Origin of the sequence: Methanomicrobium mobile BP (genome assembly GCF_000711215.1) — an archaeon.
GTDB lineage: Archaea > Halobacteriota > Methanomicrobia > Methanomicrobiales > Methanomicrobiaceae > Methanomicrobium > Methanomicrobium mobile.
The window spans coordinates 129,709-148,342 of record NZ_JOMF01000005.1 but is presented as its reverse complement, the minus strand read 5'-3'; the positions used below and the strand labels follow the sequence as shown (position 1 = coordinate 148,342).

Annotated in this window: 19 protein-coding genes; 11 read left to right on the top strand and 8 right to left on the bottom strand. The window is 51.4% G+C overall.

From position 1 onward, the window contains the following. Positions 1 to 5: 5 nt before the first annotated feature. Together T502_RS03010 and T502_RS03005 are read right to left on the bottom strand one after the other, a co-directional pair. A complete protein-coding gene (locus tag T502_RS03010; protein WP_042705639.1) occupies positions 6 to 1,223 on the bottom strand; it encodes an ornithine cyclodeaminase in 1,218 nt (405 codons plus the stop codon). 93 nt (positions 1,224 to 1,316) lie between these two features. Then, positions 1,317 to 2,216, bottom strand: a complete 900-nt coding sequence (locus T502_RS03005) for a methanogenesis marker 8 protein (protein ID WP_052359110.1) — start codon at positions 2,214 to 2,216, stop codon at positions 1,317 to 1,319. Positions 2,217 to 2,303: 87 nt separating this feature from the next. Here T502_RS03005 and T502_RS03000 point away from each other — a divergent pair, with 87 nt between their 5' ends. Beyond that, positions 2,304 to 3,194: a heparan-alpha-glucosaminide N-acetyltransferase gene (locus tag T502_RS03000; protein ID WP_042705638.1), complete on the top strand. Its 891-nt coding sequence runs from the start codon at positions 2,304 to 2,306 to the stop codon at positions 3,192 to 3,194. A 1,485-nt stretch (positions 3,195 to 4,679) separates the two neighbouring features. Here T502_RS03000 and ade read toward each other — a convergent pair. The 5 genes from ade to T502_RS02970 form a co-directional block, all read right to left on the bottom strand. After that, positions 4,680 to 6,407, bottom strand: coding sequence for an adenine deaminase (gene ade, locus T502_RS02990; RefSeq protein ID WP_042705636.1), 1,728 nt, complete (start codon positions 6,405 to 6,407; stop codon positions 4,680 to 4,682). 56 nt (positions 6,408 to 6,463) lie between these two features. Beyond that, entirely contained in the window at positions 6,464 to 6,925 is a 462-nt protein-coding gene (locus tag T502_RS02985) for a hypothetical protein (RefSeq protein ID WP_042705635.1), read from the bottom strand. A 71-nt stretch (positions 6,926 to 6,996) separates the two neighbouring features. Further along, a complete protein-coding gene (gene proS / locus T502_RS02980) occupies positions 6,997 to 8,436 on the bottom strand; it encodes a proline--tRNA ligase (protein WP_042705634.1) in 1,440 nt (479 codons plus the stop codon). A gap of 234 nt (positions 8,437 to 8,670) precedes the next feature. Further along, positions 8,671 to 9,237 carry a stage II sporulation protein M gene (locus T502_RS02975; RefSeq protein ID WP_042705633.1) on the bottom strand — a complete coding sequence of 189 codons (567 nt, stop codon included), beginning with the start codon at positions 9,235 to 9,237 and terminating at the stop codon, positions 8,671 to 8,673. Next, complete coding sequence (locus T502_RS02970) at positions 9,230 to 10,078, bottom strand: DUF63 family protein (protein ID WP_042705632.1); 849 nt, start codon at positions 10,076 to 10,078, stop codon at positions 9,230 to 9,232. Before T502_RS02970 ends, T502_RS02975 begins: the two co-directional genes overlap by 8 nt. Positions 10,079 to 10,092: 14 nt before the next feature. Here T502_RS02970 and T502_RS02965 point away from each other — a divergent pair, with 14 nt between their 5' ends. Then, positions 10,093 to 11,178 (top strand): NAD(P)-dependent glycerol-1-phosphate dehydrogenase, encoded by a 1,086-nt coding sequence (locus T502_RS02965; protein WP_042705631.1) that lies wholly within the window; start codon positions 10,093 to 10,095, stop codon positions 11,176 to 11,178. A gap of 35 nt (positions 11,179 to 11,213) precedes the next feature. After that, positions 11,214 to 11,672, top strand: coding sequence for a UPF0179 family protein (locus T502_RS02960; RefSeq protein ID WP_042705630.1), 459 nt, complete (start codon positions 11,214 to 11,216; stop codon positions 11,670 to 11,672). Positions 11,673 to 11,763: 91 nt separating this feature from the next. Here T502_RS02960 and T502_RS02955 read toward each other — a convergent pair whose 3' ends face one another. Continuing rightward, entirely contained in the window at positions 11,764 to 12,672 is a 909-nt protein-coding gene (locus T502_RS02955) for an ADP-ribosylglycohydrolase family protein (protein WP_169736975.1), read from the bottom strand. Between the two features lie 54 nt (positions 12,673 to 12,726). Between T502_RS02955 and T502_RS02950 the strand changes: the two genes are divergently transcribed. The 8 genes from T502_RS02950 (at position 12,727) to T502_RS02915 (ending at position 18,595) form a co-directional block, all read left to right on the top strand. Then, positions 12,727 to 12,993, top strand: coding sequence for a UPF0058 family protein (locus T502_RS02950; RefSeq protein WP_084172998.1), 267 nt, complete (start codon positions 12,727 to 12,729; stop codon positions 12,991 to 12,993). Continuing rightward, a complete protein-coding gene (locus tag T502_RS02945) occupies positions 12,983 to 14,593 on the top strand; it encodes a tRNA uridine(34) 5-carboxymethylaminomethyl modification radical SAM/GNAT enzyme Elp3 (protein ID WP_042705628.1) in 1,611 nt (536 codons plus the stop codon). The genes T502_RS02950 and T502_RS02945 overlap by 11 nt, the downstream gene beginning before the upstream one ends. Before the next feature lie 65 nt (positions 14,594 to 14,658). Further along, positions 14,659 to 15,882 carry a DNA primase small subunit domain-containing protein gene (locus tag T502_RS02940; RefSeq protein WP_042705627.1) on the top strand — a complete coding sequence of 408 codons (1,224 nt, stop codon included), beginning with the start codon at positions 14,659 to 14,661 and terminating at the stop codon, positions 15,880 to 15,882. 64 nt (positions 15,883 to 15,946) lie between these two features. Continuing rightward, a complete protein-coding gene (locus T502_RS02935; RefSeq protein WP_169736974.1) occupies positions 15,947 to 17,014 on the top strand; it encodes a hypothetical protein in 1,068 nt (355 codons plus the stop codon). A 111-nt stretch (positions 17,015 to 17,125) separates the two neighbouring features. Next, positions 17,126 to 17,404 (top strand): 50S ribosomal protein L44e, encoded by a 279-nt coding sequence (locus T502_RS02930; protein WP_042705625.1) that lies wholly within the window; start codon positions 17,126 to 17,128, stop codon positions 17,402 to 17,404. A gap of 5 nt (positions 17,405 to 17,409) precedes the next feature. After that, positions 17,410 to 17,598, top strand: coding sequence for a 30S ribosomal protein S27e (locus tag T502_RS02925; protein WP_042705624.1), 189 nt, complete (start codon positions 17,410 to 17,412; stop codon positions 17,596 to 17,598). 20 nt (positions 17,599 to 17,618) lie between these two features. Further along, complete coding sequence (locus tag T502_RS02920; RefSeq protein WP_042705623.1) at positions 17,619 to 18,407, top strand: translation initiation factor IF-2 subunit alpha; 789 nt, start codon at positions 17,619 to 17,621, stop codon at positions 18,405 to 18,407. A gap of 5 nt (positions 18,408 to 18,412) precedes the next feature. Continuing rightward, a complete protein-coding gene (locus tag T502_RS02915) occupies positions 18,413 to 18,595 on the top strand; it encodes an RNA-protein complex protein Nop10 (protein ID WP_342665735.1) in 183 nt (60 codons plus the stop codon). The last annotated feature ends 39 nt before the right edge of the window (positions 18,596 to 18,634 follow it).

Below are 18,634 nucleotides of genomic sequence, written 5' to 3'. Positions count from 1 at the left end.
CGGGCTTATTCGCGCAGATACTTCGCAAGAAGCGGCAGGAATGCGCCGGCATCGCTTACAACTCCGATTGCCTGCGAAGAACCGCGGTCATTGAGCTTTGTGACGGAAGCGGGGTTGATATCCACGCAGATGGTCTTGACATATGAGGGCAGACAGTTGCCGACCGCAATCGAGTGCAGAAGCGTGCCTATCATAATGACCATATCGACGCCGTGAAGGTGCTTTCTCATGGTGTCCTGCGCAACCATGGTATCGGTGATGACATCGGGAAGCGGTCCGTCATCGCGTATCGAGCCTGCAAGAACGAACGGGACATTGTTCTTTACGCACTCATACATGATACCTTTCTTGATAAGCCCGCATTCGACCGCGTTCTTGATTGAGCCCGCCCTGATTACCTCGCTGATGGTCGAGATGTGGTGTCTGTGACCGCCGACAGCAAGCGTTCCCGTATCGAGGTTCATGCCGAGCGACGTTCCGTAGAGGTTGTATTCGATATCGTGCGTCGCAAGGGCGTTGCCGGCGAAAAGAACGTCGATGTATCCGTTTCTGATAATCTCCGCAAGCGAAGGCGCCGCCCTTGTATGAACAATCGCGGGACCGCCGACAATGGCAATCTTGCCTCCTCTTGCCTTTATCTCTTTCATCTCAACGGCAATCTTCTTGATGATGGTCTCGCTGGGACGCTCCGAAGAGACCGTATTCTGCATGAATTCGAAGACGTTCACCGAACGGGAACGCTCGGGAGGCGTAATCCTTACGCCGCGGTCGCCGATGACTACTCTGTCACCCTTCTTTATCTTCGCAAGCGGAATGCAGAATGCACGCTTTGCTTTCTCGTCGACGACGATATGACAGTCCATCTCGATATTTTCGACCGTAATCCAGTTATCGTCGTATTTTATGAACGTAGGATGATGCGTGGTTGAATAGAAGCCGTGAGGTAAAATTCTGTCGCCTTCCGCCGTTTCGAGAGTGACATTCTCGACTTCCGGAACGGAGGCTCCGAGGCGGTGAAGTTCGCTTAATATATTGTCCAGTTCCGCTTCGCTTTCGGCGCTGATAATCAGCCTCGCGTAGCTCGGATCCGTCTTATGCTTCCCTATGTCGAATTGGGTTACCTCGACATTGCCGCTCATGTCATAGACCTTATCATAAACGCGGGTGATAAGACCCGAATCTATGATATGTCCCTTGAGTTCAATCTCACGTGACGCTTCCATGCCTATTATATTGACTCCGTAAACTATTATCTTTTGCCGTGAATGTTGTAAATAACCTGATTTACGTTGAATTCCGTCGAGATTTTGGGGTCGTCAGATAAGCGGTTCGGGTTCGCTGCCGAGATTCATTGGGAGTTTGTTTCCCTTTATCATGACCTGCATCTTTGTAGTCCGAATCTTTTCAAGGATTATATCCTTACCCTTCTGTGTCATGGCAAAGACGGGCACTCCGGTGCCGCCCTGAACCAGCGCCCTGCTGCCCGCGACATCGCGGATTGTCGCCGATGCGCAGGCAAATATAAGATCGCATGTTTCCGCGAGTTTTTCGGCATTTTCCCTGCCGTGTCCAGTTGTATGAACACAGATTATGACCGCGTCCGGATATGCCGCACGAATCTTTTCGGCATCGTCGACAAGCGCAACCGTCACGGCGACCTTCCCGTAACCGAGTTCATATGCCTTACGGCATCCCCGGAAGGCGTCGAGTCTGCCGTCGGAGAAGACGACATGACCGCCGTTGGCTTCAATCCTCGCAATTACCTCGGGATATGCGGTTGTCTTCACGATTCCCGATATTTTTCCGCCGATGCCCTGAATCAATCTTGGGTTTGCGGCAACTACCGTTCCGGCGCCGTCGCAGGCGAGAACTGCGCAGTCGATGATTCCCGCCGCCAATGCTGAGTTTAGAAGTTCCGAGGCTCCGAAGAGCACAAAGTCGTCATCCGAGAGAACTTTACGCTGCGGCGTGCACATGCCGAAATCGGCGATTCTTCTCTCGATGTTCTTTTTTATCTCATCCGCTGTCATATCCGAGACCGGATACATGAATCGCTTAGCAAGCGGGCATCCTTTTATTGCCGGCGGCTCCACCGAGACCACTTTGCCGTCTCGGATTGTAATTCTCGCTCTTCCGACTGCCTCTATTATGTGTTCGTCCGCAATATCTCCGTCCGCGATCCGTTCATACGCAATCCGTTCCGCACCTTCGCTCATAATAGCAGATTTGAATTAACAATATTATATAGTGTGCTTTCGGATGCAAATGCAATATGCAAATACGGATAAGATCCAAGATAGTGTATGCAAACCAATGCCGCTGAGATATCGCCTGCACCCTCACGATACTTTGAGATAGATCTTCTCCGCGGCATTGCCATTGTCATGATGGTCTGGTTTCATCTTCTCTTTGACCTGAATTACTTTGCGATAGCGCCGGTGAACGTATCCGAGGGCTTCTGGAGGATATTCGGGTATACGACCGCGATCATCTTCGTTGCCGTCGCGGGAATTTCGGCATACATCAGCAACGAGCGGGCAAAAAAGCGCCTTTCGGAAAAAGACTGCCGGATTAAATCGCTCAAACGCGGTATTTTTATCTTTGCCGTCGGCATCGGAATATCGATTGTCACTTTCCTCGTCATCGGCGACGGGTGGATAGTCTTCGGCATCCTTCACCTCATCGGTCTTTCGATAATCCTGTCGCCGCTCTTCATGCGCTTTAGGTGTTATAATCTGATTATCGGCGCTGCCGTCATTGTCGCGGGTTTCCTTATCCGCGATATCCAATTCAATATCCCGCAGACGTTCCCTGCCCCGCTCCTTATTCCTCTCGGGATAACGCCGAGTTACTTCTATTCCGTAGACTATGAACCCCTTCTCCCGTGGTTCGGCGTTTTCCTCATCGGCATCGCAATCGCCGCTTATCTATACCCGCAGGGAATGCGCCGCAACGGCAGATTCACGGAGATTGCCGGGACACTCGCATTGACGCCGTCCGAAAACCCCCCATCCGATCTCCCTTCCGGCGCAGACATTTCCTCCTCCGCTTCGGTACCCCTTGCACCGCGGGTGCCGCGGAAGACTGCCGCCCTGCTCATCCGATTAGGGCAGAACTCACTGATAATCTATCTGATTCACCAGCCCGTTCTGATACTTCTCTTAAGTATCTTCGCAGGACATCTGCTTCTGTGAGTGAGCCTCAGCGGGTCTGAACCATCTATACCCGCATTTCATTCGGCGATTATTCGTCGAATATCCGATTTTTTACGCATTTCCACGCATTTTCGCCAGTTACATTATCCCGCGACATTGAAATTCGATTGAAATGTTCGGGTATTGATTTTGAAACGGCAATGACACGATGTTGAATCGATATTGCATCGGTATTGAAAGAGATTGGAAAAGTGCCGAAAAGGTATCGGAACGATATTGCCAAATACCGAAAAATGGCGTCGTAAAACGATCCCGACTCATCAAGGTTATATAAACCAACATATGGTTTATGACAATTTTTTACATATTTACTGAATCCTTGAAAATAACAGCATATCATGGTCAAAAAGACAAATAAAACGCAGATTATCGACTTAGCAAATGTCAAAATTCAAAGAGTTTTTGAGATTTTTTTGAAAGAAAGCAGATACATGCCGACCCTCAACCGCGACGTGCGACACGTAAGCTTGAGAGATATCGGCTTCGGCGACGGCACCCACACACGACACGACAGAGGAATTCAGCCATTATACAGCGCTGCCGAAAGACAAAACAGGCAAATCAGATAAGAGCCGTGATTCGAAACGGAAATAGAGATGAAGAAGTAATGACGTATGGATGGAAGCAGGAAAATCCAAAAAAAGGAGCAAAAATACGATAAACAGGAGAATAAACGCGATGAGCGACAAGCATACACTTTGAAAGAATATGTATCTGTCAACCATACAAACATAAACTGACATGAGAATATTAGCTGCGACAGGAAAACACAGAACAATCATACATAAACATACATACACAGACATTCCAAAATGAGATTAATCAGAACCGATGCTCCGATGACCCGATAACTGCATCCGAACAATATACTGAGATCAAAACGAGCAGCACCATGTTGCTTCAATGAAGTCCAAAACGCGGATTGCACACCCGACTATCCGGAGTTTGTAAACACGGCAAAATGCCGACCGGCATTACAGAGATCACGAGCTTCCGATCCTCGAAGTGTCACTCTTTAATTAAAGATATATCAGCCATTGATATACTGCCCCGATCTGCTGCCAGCATTGTTGCCCGCTGGCGAAAAAGCCTCATTACATACACTCGCACCCCATCACACACGCCCACTTCACAACCCTGTTCACACCGACCCAATTTTACCGGAATACAAGTTGAAATCGGTATTATCCGACAATAGTTCATCAGGCAGATCACACAGGACCAAAAAAAGCAAAAATAACACAATTTACCGCATATATTGTTAGATAGTATGCGAACAAAATCAAATTTGTCCACATTTTTGACATATACATAAACCGCATGTAGGTTTATAAAAACCGGTTGCATAATCACAAATACAGTCAATAACCGCAATGAAAAGGGTGCACAAGACCGACAGAAAAGTAAACAGGCAACTAACCGACTATAAATCAGGAATAAAATAAAAAACGGGAATCCGAAAATTCACTCAAAGAGATTTATATCGGAAAAAGCTTCGACATCAAAGAGACCGCGTTCGGTAATCTTGAGAGACGGAATCACGGTCAGCGCCAAGAACGAAAGATGAATAATCGGGCTGTCGGTTATATCGGGCACGCAGATCTTTATAAGTGCCTCATATAAGCCGCATAATTGTTCATTCACCTTCTCATAGGGATCATATGACATGAGAGCGCCGCAGGACAGCGGAAGAACACACTCGTCATCGCCGCAGACACAGGATATGCCGCCGCGGTTCTCGCGAATCAGATTCAGAGCGCGGACTATCTCCTCATCGCTGCACCCTGCGGCAATCACATTATGCGAATCGTGCGAAACCGAGACGGCAATGGCGCCTTTTGCCAGACCCAGACCCTTAACGAGCCCTACTCCGATTTTGCCGGTGCCGTACCGCCCGCAGACAACACATTTGATGATACCTTCCCGCATATCGGGAATCTGCGCCGAATCGATATTCATCCGAAGATTTTCGGTGATAATCTGCCCTTTCACGATGCCGATAACGTGCGCAGTGCCGTTTCTCTTCGGAAGCGCAATGTCGGACACGCTGATTTCCGGCATATCGAAGACCGAGTCCAAAACGGCGGGCTTTACCGGTGTATCAGCGAATTTTGCGGTATCGATACCGCGTTTGTAGGTCTTTACAACCCTGAACTTCTCCGGCGAAGACTCATCTATTATACAGAAATCGGCGAGCCTACCGGCGACAAGCGCACCGCGGTCATGGAGACCGAAATACTCCGCCGCCGAAAGCGTCGCAATCCTGTAGGCAAGATCCGGAGCAAGACCGCGTGCAATCGCATTTCGTATGCAGTCGTCTATACTGCCGTCACTGCAGAGAAAATCGACATGGCGGTCATCGGTCGCAAACATGCATCTCGAAGCCGTATAGGGGTTTACAAGCGAGATCAGCCCCGAGCCGTCCTCCGCGGTGCTGTCGCGGATAAGGATGTGCATGCCGCTGTTCAACTTCTCATAACCCTCCTCATACGACGTGGACTCGTGGTCGCTCCCTATACCCTGCATTACATAGGCATTGAGGACTTTCCCCGAAAGATGCGGGCAGTGTCCGTCGCGAATATCGCAGAGAGCCAGCTTTCGGAATACCTCTTCGTCGCCGCCGATAACCCCGGGATAATTCATCATCTCGCCCAGTCCGATGATGCCGCCGCGGGATGAGGATTTCTCACCGCGGTCTGCGACATTATACGAATCATAGAGCTCCTTCAGATCATCGGCGTTCAAGACCGCGCCCGCCTTGTCAAACGCAGTAGCGGGAACGCAGGAAGGGAGCATGAAAAATATATCCGCCGCTGTCTTCTCGGCTTCGGAGATCATATACTCTATGCCTTTCTTGCCGCAGACGTTCGCTATCTCGTGAGGATCGGCAATAACCGTGGTAACGCCGCATTTAAGAATAACACGCCCGTATTCGGCGGGTGTTAGCAGTGAACTTTCGATATGAACATGCGCCTCGATAAGACCAGGAATCACTTTGGCGCCGCCGAGGTCCGTCTCCTCCTCTCCCTTATAATCGCCCTTACCGACAACAATGCCGTCTTTAACGCCGAAATCGCATAGCTCCCACGTGCACGAGAACGGATTGAAGACGTTGGCGTTCCTGAATACGATATCGCACGGCTCATCCCCCAAAGCCGCACCCAGCAGTTCCTTTCTGAGATATCCTACCATAATTCACCGAAAAGAGAGAGTAATTTTATCTTTTTTTATATCCGCTTTGAATATACCTATACCGTGCCCGTATTGTCTGCACCGGTATTGTTTGCGCCGGCATTGTCTGCGGCGAGATTATCTGCACGGCTATTGTCTGCACCGGCTTTTATGCCGTTGTTCACGGAGATATCTCTTATCTGCGCGCTGTGTCTTCTGCCGTTCTCGAGGACATATAAATAAAGCTTGTACCTGCCGTCTTTCAACTTAACGGGCAGAGAAAACTCGTTGATGCCGTTTCTTAACACAACGGTCGAGACAAGAGTGTCATACTCAACCTGCCTGAAATTATCCAGACTGTAGATTGTAATCTGAACGGACGCATTCTTTTCGGCACCGGCATTCTCCAAGATTACAATCAGATTTGAACCGTCATATACGGGATTTCCGAAAGTACAGTCGGTTATGCAGCCGGCGGTACAGACTGCCGCAGCCGCGGCGGCAATCAGCAGAACCGCATATACAGTCTTTAATCCCAAAGAATCCGAAGACATTTGAAAGAATGTCAGTCTTTGAGGATTTATAATATTCGATTAATAAGTCGGCGCAGTCAGTATGTTCTGGCAACGATTGCGGGTTTTGCGGGCTTGCCGCAGATGATACATCTGCCTTCCTTATCCGCGATATGCTCGGATCTGACCTCGCTTCCGAGAACGCTTACGTCAAGACCCTGCTCTATGGCATCGGCACACTCCTTGTAGCCGCACCACTGAACAACAGCGACACCCTTCTCGACGGCAGCCTTTGCCTCCTCGATGGTCGATGCGGTATTGATCTGCGAGACCGCCTTTGTCATCGCTCTTGCCTTCATCTCCGCTTTGAAAGCCTCCAGAAGCGATTTTATTCCGGCAACCGCCTCGGCTCTCTTAACCGCGGTCTTGACGCCGTAGCGGTCAACCGCCATAACCGTGCCGCCGTCGATATCCCTCTGACCGATCTCGATGCGCAGCGGAACGCCCCTCATCTCCCAGTGATAGTATTTGGCGCCCGGGCGCAACTCTCTCGCATCGATCTTTACGCGAAGACCCGCCGCTTTAATCTCCTTTTCAAGCTCTTTTGCCGCCGCAATCACGGTCTCGGCATTCTTCTTCATGATAATCGGGACGATGACGACCTGAACGGGCGCAACTTCGGGAGGCAGGACAAGACCCTTATCGTCGCCGTGGATACTTATCATCGCCGCAATGCACCTCTCCGAGATACCGTAACAGGTCTGATGGGCAAGTTTCCTCTCGCCGTTCTCGTCCTCGTAGCTTAAATCGAAGGTCTTCGAGAAGTTATCTCCGAGATGGTGGCAGGTGCCGACCTGAAGCGTCCTGCCGTCCGGCATTATCGCATCGGCGGCCATGGTGTAGTCGGCGCCGGGGAACTTATCCCAGTCGGGACGCTTCGAGAAGATGATGGGGACGCAGATTCTGTCGTAGAATTCGCTGTAAAGCGAGATTGCGGTCTCGACCTGCTCCTTTGCCTCCTCCCACGTCGCATGAACGGTGTGAGCCTCCTTGAACGAGGTAATCTCGCGCAGACGAATCAGCGGTCTCGTGTGCTTGGTCTCGTAGCGGAATGTATTGACAATCTGATAGAGCTTTAAAGGCAGATCGGCATGCGAACGCACCCAGAGGGCATACATCGGATAGATTGCCGTCTCGCTCGTCGGTCGCAACGCAAGCTTTACGTCCAGCGGCGTCAGACCGCCGTGCGTGACCCAGTAGACCTCCTCTTCGAACCCTTTGATATGCTCCGCCTCTTTCATGAACTGATCTTCGGGAATAAGAAGCGGGAAGAGAGTCTCCTCATGCTCTCTGTCCATCAGTTCGCGAAGAATCGCATATGTCGAGCGGCGCAGTGAAAATCCGTGCGGATACCAGACATAAAGTCCCTTTACCGGGTATCTTACATCCATTATCTCCGCACGCCAAAGAACGTCGTTATACCATTCGCTGAAATTTTCCTTTGCCGGAAGTGCCGTAACCGTGCTCTCGTCTGCCATTAAAAACTCCTGTTATTCCAAAATATCCGTACCGAAATGTCTGTGGATTGGTCTCTCGGATTTCTCTATCTGATTTGGTTTCCACAAAAATATAATTACGTTTTTCATCCCCCGACCGAACACGGTCACAACCGAACACGGTCACGGCGATTAACACAGCGATTATCACATCGCCTACCGCAGAGATTACCGCAGAACTTACCGAAGCGATTACCTAATCGCATACAGGATCGCTTACATGACCATATTCATCAGAACGGGCGTTATGAAAGACTCGACGAATGCGGCTAAAAACAGCAGCGGGATAACAATCGTCACAAACTTCATGCCCAGCCCTTTTGCGGTATCCGCGGCATCCCCGCTGCCGTAATACTCGCGGTAAACCGACTCCGCGAGCATAAAACCCATTGCCGAAGCGATAAAGAACGCCGAAAGCTCAAAGATTCCGTGCGGCACTATCGAGACCAGCGAGAGCGTAATACCCTTGAGGTTTGTCATGTATCCCATGACAAGACCGATAACGAAGCCGTTTGTCAAGAGCACATAACCCGTCACAACGCCCAGGACGGCGCCGCCGAGAAAGAGGAACAGGGCGGCGGTGAGGTTATTCAGAAATATCTGAATCATCAGCAACATGGGGTCATCGCTCATTGAGAGTGCACCCATCTCGTTCTGGATGGCAACAATTAAGGGCTGCGCCATCTCATCGTTCGGCGCCACAACAAACCATCCGATGAGGAAAAACGCGATGAAAATTGCCAGTGACAGGGCAACCGAATTCCCGTAACTCTTCTCAAACATAGAGCACCATCCGCACCATGTCGCGTATTCCGGGAGCCAGACCCACGACTATCATGGCAAAGAGGATCATGTGCCAGAGCGCCTGATTGCCTCCGTCGCGGCGATACATCTCCAGAATATAGATTCCGGGTATCAGGACCAGCAGTTTTAAGAGATACATCGAGAACGCCGTTCCCGTTGCATCGATGAGAGCGCCGCCGACAACATGCTGCTCCACATACTTCATCTCGTGAAGTTCGAGACCGAAGCTGGTCGCGCTTGCATCGAAGAGCTGACCGAAGATAAGCAGTTTATAGAGGATTTCGTCGACAAACTCCCATTTGAAGACATACCGCATCACAGCCCAGAGAGCCGCGGATGTTGCAAGACCCATGGCGCAGATTGCAAAGAAAACGAAGAGATTTATCTGCGTCTGCGTGATTCCTACCCAGATAAGAGGAATTAGCGAGACGGCAACGCCCGCAACTCCGATGCCGCACATGAGCTTATGGTAACTGTCCACATAGCCCGCGTTCTGAAGCTTTCGCGAGATAAGGAGCGCAAATATCGTGTAAAAGAATATTACGAAGTATATGAGCGGCGTTATGAACAGGACATTATAGGGGAAAGGGATGAAACCCGTATCCTCGACCACACGCGATGTGGCACCGAGGACTACAAAGGGCAGCAAAGCAATTATGAAATCCCCGTTAATCTCGATTTTACTGCGGACAAGCCAGCGATAGACGAGATATACGGCAATAATAAGAATCGTCGCATACGTCAGCGTGTCGACGGGGTTGTATGCGCCGCCGTTGAGAATAGGATCAACATAATATTTGTATAGAAAATCCCTTAACATTTATTGATAAAAGAATGAGCGCAGATAGTATAAAAGTACTTAGAAAACCCGAGTTCGATAAATCCAGATGGATGCAGATGCCGCGAGACGTTCTGATAGGGCACGGCGTTCTGGATCAACTGCCAAAAGTCTGCGATGACCTTTATTTAGGGAAATCTGCGTTCATTATCTCGGGCGAACATACCATGAAGACCGCGGGGGAGCACGCATGCGAGATCCTCTCGAAAGAGCGCGATGTCAGTGTCTTCACCGCAAAGAGCATATCCCCCGACGTCATAGAGGAGGCGGAGCGTGCCGCAACCGAGAACAAAGCGGACTTCATCTTAGGAATCGGCGGGGGAAAAGTCATAGATCTCGCAAAGATCGTCTCATATAATCTCGAATGCGAATTCATAAGCGTGCCGACCGCCGCTTCACACGACGGCATTGCCTCGTCACGCGCATCGGTCATGACGGATGAGGGGAGCGTCTCCCTCAATGCGCATCCGCCGCATGCGATAGTCGCCGATACCGGTATAATCGCAAAAGCGCCGCACAGACTCATGGCGTCGGGCTGTGCGGATATAATCTCGAATTACACGGCGATTCTCGACTGGGAACTCTCCCACAGGATTAAGGGCGAGGCAATCAGCGAGTATGCCGCAACGCTCTCGAAGATGGCGGCGGAGATTCTTCTCAAGAGCGCCAACCTCATAAGCCCGGGCTCCGAGGAGGGTGCATGGATTGCGATAAAGGCGCTTGTCTCCTCGGGAGTCGCTATGAGCATAGCGGGATCCTCGCGCCCCGCATCCGGCGCCGAGCACAAATTCAGTCATGCGCTCGATAAGATATGCCCGAATACGGGAATGCACGGGGAGCAGTGCGGCATCGGTTCAATCATGACGATGTATCTGCACGGCGGCGACTGGCGCTGGATAAGAGGGGCACTCAAGAGCATAGGTGCGCCGACGACTCCGAAGCAGATAGGCATTACCGACGAACAGGCGGTGCAGGCGCTTATGATGGCAAAGACCATACGGCCCGAACGTTTCACGGTTCTCGACATGGGGCTTGAAGAGGGCTGCGCCGAGAAACTCGTAAGAATGCTGTATAAGGAGTGAAATAATATAAGGAGTGAAATGATACAAGGGGTGAAATGACGGATAACGCAAAGAATAACCCGAAGATAACTCTCATAGGAAGAGATCTCGCAAAACCCGATACTGAGTTCATCTACAACGGCGATATCGGCGAGTGTGCGGACTGCCGGCTGCATAAGGTCTGCCACAATCTGATTCCGGGGCGTCGTTACAGGGTTTTGGGGCTTAAGAACGGCTCGGTGCATACCTGCCCCGTTCACAACGGCGGTGTCTGTGCCGTGGAAGTCGTGCCTGCGCCCGTGCCCGTTCTGATTGACAGGAAACTTGCCATTCAGAACTCAAAGATAACCTACGAGAACGACTGCACGGAGAGGCATTGCAGAAATCATCATCTCTGCTTCCCCGACGGTCTGACCGTCAACGGAAAGTATCTGATAACCGATGTCGGCGACGATACCGTCACGGACTGCCTCAGGAACAAAATAATGAAAGAGGTCAGGTTAATCGACGAATAACCGCCTCGATACACTCAATAGACTCAATACACACAATAAACTCAATTAACTCAATACACACAATACAAATTCTCTTTTCATACCGCGGTTTTCATTCCGTTGCCGCCTTCGCAAGAGCAAACGCGGCTTTCTCTATCCTCTCGCGCTCGAGAAGTCCCGCAACCAGATCTTTGGGTATGCTCTCAAGACCCCAGTAAGCCCCGCCGAGCGCACCGCAGACTGCTCCCACCGTATCGGCATCGCCGCCCATGTTGACGGCGGTCACTATCATATCCTCAAACGAGGATGCGTCCATAAAGACCGATACCGCCGCATGGGTCGTGAGCAGGGCATCCATATCGGGATTTATCGGATACCTTTCGCGGTTTTCAAGCATCTCCCGAACCTCTTCGTCCCCGCACTGCATGAGGGCGCCATCGAATGCGGCACGCTTTTCTTCGCCGCGAACCATGCGGCTTATCATCTGATTGACAAAAGCCGTGCATTCACAGGCAATCGGATGCCGGTGCGTAATCCTCGAAGATTCCATGCTGACTTCCCTGACAGTCGCCGGCGGATAAAATATCCCCGCAGGTGCGCCCCTCATGACACTTCCGTTGCTTCGACCCCCGTTGCCCGACCTTCCGCCGCGGGATTCGTAAAGTTCTTTTGCAGGGTCTTTTTGCGAAACGGCAGTATTTTTACGGAGTTCGGCTTCAAAAACAAAACGCGATGTCGGTCCGTAAAATTTCGGAGCGCACAGATACTCGTCGATCATCCGTCTCAAAAAATCATCGCGGGAATAGCCGCAATTGTAAATCAGTGACTCGGCAAACGCCAGAGCAAGATACGTGTCGTCCGTAGCACTCCCTGCCGGAAGTCCGTGAACGCCTCCGGAAATAAATCGCTTAACAGGCACGGATTGCGGAGACAAGCATTCCAAGGGCGCGCCCAGAGCATCTCCGACAGCCAGTCCGATCAGGCATCCCGCTGCACGCAAATAATATAATATAAAGATCACCAATAAAATATATGTTCTTAGGATAGTTACTTATTTTTAAGGAATGGTGAAAAATTGCAGAAAGAGGAACTACTACATCTACACATGCTTTTGTTGCAGGTAAAGAAGTACTATGAAACAATAGACAACGAAGAAATTACGACTGCAAAATACGACAAATTAAAAATCTCTCCTGTACACATACACAAAAATAAAATCTGTCACAAGGAAGCCATTTTAGCACTGGGCGAAGAACTTGTGAACTATATACACCAATCACATTCTCAGACCGTGGAATACTCTGCCGGCAGTGCATCCGAAGAGGTTGCCGTTGAAAACTGACGGGACAGACTACAACACTATTTTAAGGGAATTAATAACCCTGCTTTTATCTGCCGCGAATACCCCTGCGGATGTCCAGAAACTGAAGGCGCAGGTCTGCAAAAAATACGCACTCGATACCTTCCCGCGAAATTCCGAGATATTTGCGGCGGCAAAGGATGATGAGAAGGAGAGACTGCGTTCGCTTATTCAGGTGAAACCCTCCAGAACCATATCCGGTGTTGCACCTGTCGCGGTGATGACGTCGCCGCATAAATGCCCGCACGGTATCTGCCTTCCGTGCCCGGGCGGTCCCGAAAATCCTCTCTTCAACTCTCCGCAGAGTTACACTGGTGAAGAGCCTGCGGCACTCAGGGCAAGACAGCTCGAATACAACCCCTACGTTCAGGTGCAGGCGCGACTGAGGCAGTTCGAGGAACTTGGTCACCACATAGACAAAGCCGAACTTATTGTCATGGGCGGCACCATGACGGCAAGGGATCCAGAATACCAGGAATGGTTCATGCGGGAGTGCATCCGCGCCATGAACGAGTACGGCGGCGAGAACAGGGGCGACATCTTTACCTTCGAGGAACTCTGCAAAGAGAACGAGTCCGCACGCGTAAGGTGCATCGCCGTCACGTTCGAGACCAGACCCGACTGGTGTCTGCCCGAGCATATCGACAGGATGCTCTCACTGGGCGTCACAAAGGTTGAACTCGGCGTTCAGCAGCTTGACGACCGAATCCTCGAGTTCAACAGACGCGGACATACCGTCGCCGATTCGGTCTATGCGAACAAGTGCCTCCGCGATGCCGGCATAAAGGTCGGTTTCCATGTCATGCCCAATCTGCCTTCAGCCACGATGGAAGACGACAGAAAGATGTTCGACACGCTCTTTACGGATGAGCGGTTCTGCCCCGATTTCATCAAGATTTACCCGACTCTGGTGACGCCGGGCTCCGAGATCGAGCAGCTGTGGCGCAGAGGGGAATACAGCGTCTATCCCGAGGACGAACTCGTCGACCTTATCGCCTACGGCAAATCCAGACTTGCCGAATACACAAGGCTTCAGCGTGTTCAGAGGGATATCCCCGCAAAACTCATCCTCGCGGGCTCACACTACAGCAATTTCCGGCAGCTTGCCAAGGACAGACTCACGGAGCAGGGCGGCGAATGCCGCTGCATAAGATGCCGCGAGGCGGGCAGGCACATCACGGACGAGGAGCCGCATACGAAGATCATCGAATACAAGTGCTGCGGCGGAACGGAATTTTTTATTCAGTTCACGGCAAACGATGCACTGATAGGCTTTGTAAGGCTCAGACTCCCGGACAGCCCGTGGCGTAGCGAACTTCTCGGAGGAAAGGACGTTAAGCCCGCGGCGCTTGTCCGCGAGCTTCACGTCTACGGTTCCGTCGTTCCGCTCTCGGAAAAAGGTGCGGGGAACAGGTGGCAGCATCGTAATTTCGGGGATCGTCTTTTAAAGACAGCCGAGAATATTTCAAGAGAGAGAGGTTACACGCGGGTGGCGGTCATGAGCGGCATAGGGGTAAGACCCTACTACAATAAACGCGGCTATATAAGATGCGGACCATACATGATTAAAGAACTTGAATAACCGTCCGAACGGAATTATACGAAATTATCCGAGGTTATCGGGAAATAAAAAGGGGGACAAACGGGATGAATGCGGCTACAAACGAATATCTGAGGCAGAAATTCGGCGGCTATTACGGCAGCCCCGCGTTTTTATCCGCACTCGAGATACCGAAGAATCTCGAGCAGCGCGAATGGGGATTCATCTTCTTCGATAACGCCGACAAAAAAGGCATGAAGAGGCATACCTCTTTCTCTTCGAAGGATGAGGTAGCAAACTACATAAAAAGCATGAATCCGCGTCATGTCTACTATTCCACGGCATACTATTCTCTTCCGTCGGCGGGAACCATGCAGGAGAAGGGCTGGCTCGGCGCCGAACTCATCTTCGACCTCGATGCCGACCACATAGTCCGCACCGCCTACGACGAGATGCTTCGGCGCGTCAAGGAAGAGACCTTCAAGATAATCGATATGCTGACCTGCGAACTCGGATTCACGCATGACGACATTCACCTTGTATTCTCGGGCGGCAGAGGATACCACGTCCATATCGAGATGCCCGAAGTCAAGGGCTGGGGAAGCAGCGAGCGCCGCGAACTCGTGGACTACGTCTGCGGCATAGGACTTGACCCCGAGATTATGCTTCGGGGCAGAGGGGGCGCAGAGAAGGGCAAAGGCGCCACTGCAAACCGCGGCGCCGCAAAGAGTCCGAATACGCCGCCGGAGAACATCCACAGCTGGCATTACAGATACAGGCTCGCACTCCTCGAGTATCTCACGGCACTTAAGCAGATGAAACAGGAAGATGCGGTCGCAAAGCTTGCGGCAATAAAGGGAATCAGCAAGGATTCCGCAAAGGAATTCATCGAGAAGTCGCTTTCGCCGACGATAACCCGTCTGAAAAAGCCCGAAAACACGATAATGCTGAGCAAGTCCAACCGCGTCCTAAAGACCATTCTTACGGGCGAGGACTCGGATTTCCCGAACGTGCTGCGCGAAAAGGCGGCCCTTACAGACGAGCCCGTGACGACGGACGTAAAGCGCCTCATAAGAGCGCCCGGGTCGCTTCACGGCGGCAGCGGATTTAAGGTCGTCAGCGTAGACGTAAAGGCGCTTGACAGGTTCGATCCGCTCATAGACCCCGTGTATTTCGGAACCGCGGAGACCAAGATCGATCTCATGTTCCCGCTCAATATGCCGCTCCTCGGAAATAACTATTCACTTGTAAAGGGAATAAATACTGTACCGGAAGCGATGGCGGTATTCCTCTGCGCCCGCGGTATCGCGGAGTATGTCGGAGGAAAATAACGGGAAAACGCAGGCGTATTGAACAGGCGTATTGAACATATTCGGAAAAAACGGAGGGATAAAGGTGGACTTTGACTATTTAAGACTCATCTCGCTCGATGAGCGCGACAACGGCAAACTTACCTCCATCTCGTCCGACACCTTCGATATGGCGCGGGAATATATCGCCGAACTCTGCGAGGAAGCCAAGTCCGGCGACAATTTCATGACGAAACGCGGGACCGAGCTTATTGAGGAGATTGAAAGTGTTCAGTCCGTCCTTCAGAGCATCATAGACCTGCGGGTAAAGAAGATCATCAATCTTGCCGAAGATCTCTCAAAGACGGGCAGAAGCGATAAGGAACAGATTAAACGCATGACACCTGCCGAGAAGCAGATGTATGACGAGATACTTGCGGCAATATCCCGCTGCCGCGATGCCTTAAACGCCGTCATTCCCGCAGGAACGGCATCGCCGCAGACAAAGACCGCGACAACCGCTCCATCCGCGTCATATGCGCCGTCCGCGACGAATGAGCCGGATACGGAGACTTTGTCCGGCGGCAGTGCCGCAGCCGCGGAACAGACGCCGTCGGTCACCGGATATGCGGATTCGGCATATTCCGAAAACGCGGATAATTCGGGCGCCGCAAATCCGGTAAACGCGGCAGGCGGAGAAATCGGCGCGCAGACTTTGCCCCACGGAACTGCCGCCGCAGATGCGGGCACGGGCGGCGTATCCGGTGCCGCGGAATCCCCGGAGAGCGCGGTTTATGTCGATCCGCTCGACAGCGAGGATGCGGATATCTGGGACGATGCCGATTTCCGCGACTTTGCGGCACAGGGAACTCGGGGAGCACAGGGACCGCAAAGCACGCAGAGCACGGCTGAAACGCAGACCGCCGCAACCTCACCCTCAGATGCCGAAAAGACTGCCGGAAATGCCGTTGCGGCAGGCAATGCGGCAACAGGTGCGGACAACACGCCGATTGAGTACGAACTGCTCTGCGTTAAAAGGGATATTGACTCTTTTATGGGAATCGACAACAAAATCTATACCATATCCGCGGGTGACATTCTGACGCTGCCCGTCGATAACGCGAGAGTTCTTCGGGATCGTAACATAGCATTAAATATCAAGGTCAGCAAATAAATATGAGATTTATTGTGAAGACCCGTGCCCGCGACAAAGAAGGGCGGGGGTCTTTATGACACCCGAAAACCGCGGTGTCATATCCAAAATCTGAAAGGGGCTACACGTTTTATGAAGATGCCAACAAAGTTCAAGACATACTGTCCATACTGCAGAAAGCACGAGATACACGAAGTTGAGAAAGTAAAGAAAGGCCGCGACCTTCACCTTCACTGGATCGACCGCCAGAAGGCACGCAGAAGCAAGGTCGGAAACATGGGTAAATTCTCAAAGGTGCCGGGCGGAGACAAGCCGACCAAGAGAATTAACGTCAGATACCGCTGCACCGCATGCGGAAAAGCACACCTCAGAAGCGGCGTCAAAGCAGGTAAATTTGAACTTACGGAGTGATTAAAATGGTTCGCGTAAACAGAGAGAACAGATCGAAATTCTATACGGTAAAATGCCCGGACTGCGAGCATGAGCAGAAGATCTTCCAGAAGGCAAGCACAACGGTAGAGTGCCTTGTCTGCGGCAAAGTTCTTGCAGTTCCCAAAGGCGGAAACGCAGAGATTAAAGCAGAAATCATTGCTCAGAACGAGTAAATAAGATAAACACAACTACAATGCCGGAAAGAGAATGGCCGGAAGTAGGCGAACTGGTAGTATGCACGGTCACCGAAGTCAGGGACTTTACTGCCGTCGTCTCTCTGGACGAATATAACGAACACGAAGGTCTTATTCCCATTGCCGAGATAGCGCGCGGGTGGATAAAGCATATCCGCGACTACGTACGCGAGGGGCAGAAGGTAGTCTGCAAAGTGTTGAGCGTCAACACGAGCCGCGGGCATATAGATCTCTCACTCAAGGATGTCAACGAGCACCAGCACAAAGACAAGATTCACGAGTGGAAGAACGAGCAGAAGGCGCAGAAATGGATCGGCTTCGTTGCCGAACAGTCCGGATGCTCTGCCGAAGACCTGACAAAGAAGTTATATCGGGAATACGGCGACGACCTGTATCCTGTCTTCGAGGACGTTATGGTGGACGAGGAAGCCACCCTCAAGAAACTCGGTCTGGATTCCAAGGTCGCAAAAGCGCTGGTCACGGTTGCATCCGAGAATGTAAAGCTCCCCAAGGTTACAATCTCGGGAACGCTTATTTTAACATCCAACAAGCCAGACGGCGTTAATATCATCAGAAGAGCGCTCAGAAGCGCACAGCCGGCAATCGATGATGTCGAGATTGAACTGGTCTATGTCGGCGCTCCCAAATACCGCATCAAAGTTACCGCCCCCGATTACAAGTCGGCGGAGAAAGCGATAAACAAAGCCGCAAATGCCGCAATCGGCGTGGTCGAGCGTGCCGACGGCAAAGGCAGTTTCATCAGAAAACAGAAAACCGGCGCAAAATAAGCCGATTGACATTCCAACATTCGATGAGCAGAAAAATCCGCTGCTGTCCGAAAGACGGCAGATATACTCTTTCTTACGTCTGTCCCGTATGCGGAGAGAACACGGTCTGCGCACATCCGCCTCGGTATTCGCCGCAGGACAGATACGGCGAACTTCGCCGCAAAGTCAGATTTCAGGCGGAGAACTGAAAGTCCGATAATGGCATTAAACTTCCGGTCATTTTTCAA